This window comes from Streptomyces flavofungini (assembly GCF_041028215.1).
Taxonomy (GTDB): domain Bacteria; phylum Actinomycetota; class Actinomycetes; order Streptomycetales; family Streptomycetaceae; genus Streptomyces; species Streptomyces flavofungini_B.
In genome coordinates, this window is record NZ_JASKYR010000794.1 from 1 (window position 1) to 3,197 (window position 3,197).

Below are 3,197 nucleotides of genomic sequence, written 5' to 3' on the forward strand. Positions count from 1 at the left end.
CACCGGGCTCGGCCGGGTCGAGCGTGAGGCGGGCCCGCTGGGCGAGCCCGGTGACCGCGTCGGCCAGCGGCCTCGCGCCGAGCCGCCCGGCCGTCTCGCGGGCCTGGCGGAGCAGCCGGGCGGCGGCGTCGCGGTCGGTGCCGTCCGGGGCGAGCAGCGCCTCGGCGAGGCGGAGACGGACGCTGGCCAGGTCGAAGGGGCGGTCGAGGGGCTCGACGGCTTCGACCACGGCGGCCCAGTCGGCGGCCTTGTCACGGCCCTCGGAGCGCAGGAGCTCGGCGCGGGTCCACTCGTCGTAGGCGCGCCAGAGCGGGATGGGGGTGGCGAGGGACTTGGTGACGGCGCGGATGCGGGCGACGGCCTCGGGGCGCCCCGGCTCGGCGGCGGGCAGACCGCGGTTGTCGGCCTCCATCGTGGCGGCGGCGAGGAGCAGCGGCCAGCCGTACTTGTAGGTGCCGAAGGGCAGGCCGGAGGCGAGGCCGCGCTCCACCTCGGCGCGGCCGTCCAGGACGCGGCCCTCGGCGGCGGCGATGCCGAGGGCGATGGCGGCCAGCGGCAGGATGTACTGCGGCTGCGGGTCGTGGCTGCCGTAGTGGTGGTGGGCGCTCTGGAGGTACCGGGTGGCCGCCGCGGTCTCGCCCCGGTGCAGCGCCATGCGCGCGGAGCACTGGGCCGCGGAGCCGCGGGGCTTGTCGCTCTGCGCGCAGCGGTGGGTCTGGGCGACGGCTTCGGCCGCCTCGTCCCAGCGGCCGAGCGAGAGCAGGGACTCGGCGGCGTTGCCCCAGACCCAGCCCTCGGTGTCCATCAGGCCGTACGTGCGGCAGAACGCGATGCCCTCCATCGCGACCTTCACGGACTCGGCGGAGCGGCCGACGCCTTCGAGGGCGGAGGGCAGGTTGATGTGGGCGCGGCTGAGGTCGGTGACCAGGCCCTGTTCGACGACGCGGTCCCTGACCTCGTACATCTCGGCCAGACCGGTCTCGGGGTCGCCCGCCTCGATGAGGAGGTTGCCCCGGGTGAGGCGGGCGTTGAGCTCGATGGTGTCGGCCTTGACCATGCGGGCGTACTCGACGGCGCGTTCGGCGGCGGCCATGGTCTCCGGGCCCGGCTCGTGCAGCATGCCCCAGGAGGCGCGGTGGACCAGGACGTCGGCGTGCACCTCGGAGGGCGGCAGGCCGCGCATCAGCTCCTGCGCCTTGGCGATCTCCGCCCAGCCGTCGCCCCGGCCGAGGGTGGAGACGAGGCGGGAGCGCGAGACCCAGAACCAGGCGGCCCGCAGGGGGTCGTTCTCGTCCTCAAGGAGCCGCAGGGCGCGCTTGGTGATCTTCAGGGCACGTTCGCGTTCGCCGCAGAGCCGTCCGGCGACGGTCGCCTCGGCCATCAGGTCCAGATAGCGCAGCGGGGTGGTGGCGGGGTCGCAGCCGCAGGGCGGGTAGCCCTCCACGTAGTCGGCGGGGCGGAGTTCCTCGCGGACGGCCCCGGGGGTGTCGTCCCAGAGTTCCATGGCCCGTTCGAGCAGGCGGAGCTGTTCGGCGTAGGCGTGGCGGCGGCGGGCCTCGACGGAGGCGCGCAGGACGGCGGGCAGGGCCTTGGCCGCGTCGTGCGCGTGGTACCAGTACGTGGCGAGCCGGGCGGCGCGCTGGTCGGCGGCGACGAGCGCGGGGCCGGCTTCCAGTGCCTCGGCGAAGCGGCGGTTGATGCGGGAGCGCTCGCCGGGCAGCAGGTCGTCGCTGACGGCCTCGCGGACCAGGGAGTGCCGGAAGCGGTAGCCGTCGCCGTCGGGCGAGGCGAGCAGGATGTTGGTGCCGACCGCCGCCCGCAGCGCCTCGATCAGGTGGTCCTCGCCGAGCCCCACGACCTCGGCGAGGAGCGGGTACTCGACGGTGGAGCCGCCCTCGGCGACGACGCGCGCGACGCGCTGGGTGTCCTCGGGCAGCTCCTCGACGCGTACGAGGAGCAGGTCGCGCAGCGAGTCGGTCAGGCCCGCGCAGCTGCTGCCGTGGGCGGCCACGGCGAGTTCCTCGACGAAGAAGGCGTTGCCGTCGGAGCGTTCGAAGACGTCGTCGACCAGGGAGGGTTCGGGTTCGACGGCGAGAATCCCGGCCATCTGGCGGGCGACCTCGTCCTTGCTCAGCCGGCCGAGCTCGATGCGGCGCACGGTCCGCAGCCGGTCCAGTTCGGCGAGGAGGGGGCGCAGCGGGTGGCGGCGGTGGATGTCGTCGGCGCGGTAGGTGGCGAGAAGGACGAGGCGGCCGCCGCGCAGGGTGCGGAAGAGGTAGGCGAGCAGGTGCCGGGTGGAGGTGTCGGCCCAGTGCAGGTCCTCCAGGGCGATGACGACGGTCCGCTCGCGCGAGAGGCGCTCAAGGAGGCGGGCGGTGAGCTCGAAGAGGCGGGCCATGCCCTGCTCGTCGGAGCGGCTGCCGGGGCCGTGGTGCGCGGCGGGGGCGGCCAGTTCGGGCAGCAGCCGGGCGAGCTCCTCCTCCTGGCCCTCGGCCGCGGCGGCCAGCTCCTCGGGCAGGCGGCGGCGCAGGGCGCGCAGGGCGGTGGAGAAGGGCGTGAACGGCAGGCCGTCGGCGCCGATCTCGACGCAGCCGCCGAGCGCGACGACGGCACCCTGCCGCTCGGCCGCCGCCGTGAACTCCTCCACCAGGCGGGTCTTGCCGACGCCCGCCTCGCCGCCGAGCAGCAACGCCTGCGGCTCGCCGGGGCCCGGGCCCCCGGCTCCTTCGAGCGGGGAGCCCGTGGCGCGGGCGAGTGCTTCGTTCAGTACGCCCAGTTCATCGGTGCGGCCGACGAACACCGGGCTGACGGACCTGGTTTCCACAGCGGCGAGCATCGCACAGTGCGCCGACGGCGCGGGACCCGATATCGCGGTGGTGGTCCGCGGCGGAGCCGTCCCGGTGCTCCGCCGCGGAAGCGTGGGCCTGACGCCCGTCATGTCAGACGGTCCTGGCGGACCGGGTCTTCCAGGCGGGCGCGCTCACCCGCCCCTCGGCTTCGTCGCGTGCCGAGCGTCGGACGGCGCGGCGGATGCGGCGGGCCTCGCGGACCAGGCGGCGGCGGTCGGCCTCCCGGGCCAGCTCGGCGGCGCGCATCTGGTGCATCTCGTACTCGAACATCTCATGCCCCTCGGGTTCTCGGTGGTGCCGTCGCTCTCTGCGATGACTCCACTCTCTTCGCCCAGGGGGGTCCCTCAC

General features: G+C 75.3%; 2 protein-coding genes. Both read right to left on the reverse strand.

Going from position 1 to position 3,197, the window contains the following annotated elements; genetic code table 11:
* The coding region (locus AB8Z36_RS34550) for an ATP-binding protein (RefSeq protein WP_369217339.1) at positions 1–2,836 on the reverse strand (2,836 nt) is incomplete at its 3' end.
* Positions 2,837–2,939: 103 nt separating this feature from the next.
* The gene (locus AB8Z36_RS34555) at positions 2,940–3,119 is read right to left on the reverse strand and encodes a hypothetical protein (RefSeq protein ID WP_369217340.1); all 180 of its coding nucleotides are present in this window, start codon (positions 3,117–3,119) and stop codon (positions 2,940–2,942) included.
* Positions 3,120–3,197: the final 78 nt, after the last annotated feature.